This window comes from Lactobacillus hamsteri DSM 5661 = JCM 6256 (assembly GCF_000615445.1).
Classification (GTDB): domain Bacteria; phylum Bacillota; class Bacilli; order Lactobacillales; family Lactobacillaceae; genus Lactobacillus; species Lactobacillus hamsteri.
Genome location: NZ_BALY01000066.1, coordinates 1 through 1,667, shown reverse-complemented (window position 1 = coordinate 1,667; position 1,667 = coordinate 1). Strand labels below are relative to the sequence as shown.

Genomic DNA, 1,667 nt, shown 5'->3' with positions numbered 1-1,667 from the left:
TATCGTTGATTTATCAAGCTTTCATAAAGTGATTTTCAAAAATAGCCGTATATAAAATTCATTTATTTTTTAATTAAGTTATCTATCATGACAATGGGTAACGTAACAAAAATTATAAAAGTAAAGAATAGATTTCGAATTATATTTAGTATTACAAAGAAGGATAAACTGTTTTTTATATTAAAAAACGGCATTTTTAGTACAACTTCAAAGAAACTAAATATTTGTTATTTTTACCTGCTACATATACGTCATTTGTGAGAAATGACGTATATGCGGATCACGAAGAACAGCTTTATATCAGGGCTCAATATTTATAAATTACTATATATGCGTTATAATTTAATTTATATATGTAAATAACGCATACGAAAGGATCAATGATGAAAGAAGTTGTTAAGCCCATTAAAGATTCTTGGGTTCTTCAAACGGTACAGCATGAATTAAAAGATAAACCATTTACAGGTTTACGTGATTACACAATTTTCCAAGTTGGAAAAGCAACGTTGCTTCGAGTTAGCGATGTTTTGAGTTTAAAAAAGAGTGATGTTTACGAAAGAAACGGGCGGGTTAAAAAGAATGCCTATACGATTGATAAGAAAACCAAAAAGCGTAATGTGCTTTACCTTCGGCCTGTTGAACGTGAGCTGGAGGATTACTATGATTGGCTAGAAGAAATGCAGCAAAAGTTTTATGGTCCAAAACATGATGGTGAAGCTGTATTTGAATCAAAATTTAGATCGAGAAATTCTAAATTCAATGGAAGAGTATTCTCAAGCGAATGGCTTTTTCCTTCATTTAATCATGCTGAAAGACACATCGATGGTAAAGCCTACTATAAGATTATGAGTGGGATTGGACAGAAGCTTCATATTGATTATCTTGGTACGCACACTATGAGAAAAACAGGTGCTTACCGTGTTTATCAGCAAACAAATAATATTGCTTTAGTAATGAAATTGTTGAATCATTCATCACAATCTCAAACCTTAAGATACTTAGGGTTAGATCAAGAAGAGAGAGAACACTTATTGGATACGGTTGATTTTGGATAGAAATTCATGATGCTGAGAGAGCGATTCTACGATCAAGTTCATTTAAATTGATTGATAGTTAATCATTAAAGTGCACAGAATTACAATTTGATATTTAGGTGAAAATAATACAAAAAGTCTTCGCAATTTTATTTAAATAGCGAAGACTTTTTTATTAGAACTTATGTTTGCTTTAAGTAATCACTTTAATCAAAGATGTTGTATTATACAAATAGGCGAAAAGGAAAGAATGAAATAGGATATAAATGTAGTAAGTGTAATTATGTATGCAATTTATACGTGAATTATTAGTCCAATAATGATTTAATTAATCGTCAAAATTAATAATATTAAATTTTATGGTAAATGGATCTAAGCCATATAATTAATTTGAGAATTTATATTTAGGTGAAAATAGTCATTTATAGAAGTAAGCAAACTTTACATAATTATGTTTATGATAGTTATATCCTTATTTCTACTTTTATGTAGTAATTTTATTTTTTTAATAAGAATTATCATATTGCTATCTACATTGCATGAATTATTATTAGTAACATTCAAATATTAATTTTGTGATTTAACGATGAGTTTAACTGAGTGCGGATTATTATTTTTAATAATAATTTTCAT

At 28.1% G+C, this 1,667-nt stretch carries 1 protein-coding gene; it reads left to right on the top strand.

The annotated features are described in order from the left end of the window. The first annotated feature begins 383 nt into the window (after positions 1-383). Positions 384-1,055, top strand: coding sequence for a tyrosine-type recombinase/integrase (locus JCM6256_RS09135; RefSeq protein ID WP_025081367.1), 672 nt, complete (start codon positions 384-386; stop codon positions 1,053-1,055). Positions 1,056-1,667: the final 612 nt, after the last annotated feature.

Excerpts from the sequence above, each read along its gene's own strand:
- JCM6256_RS09135 (WP_025081367.1), top strand. The coding sequence starts at position 384 with ATGAAAGAAGTTGTTAAGCCCATTAAAGATTCTTGGGTTCTTCAAACG.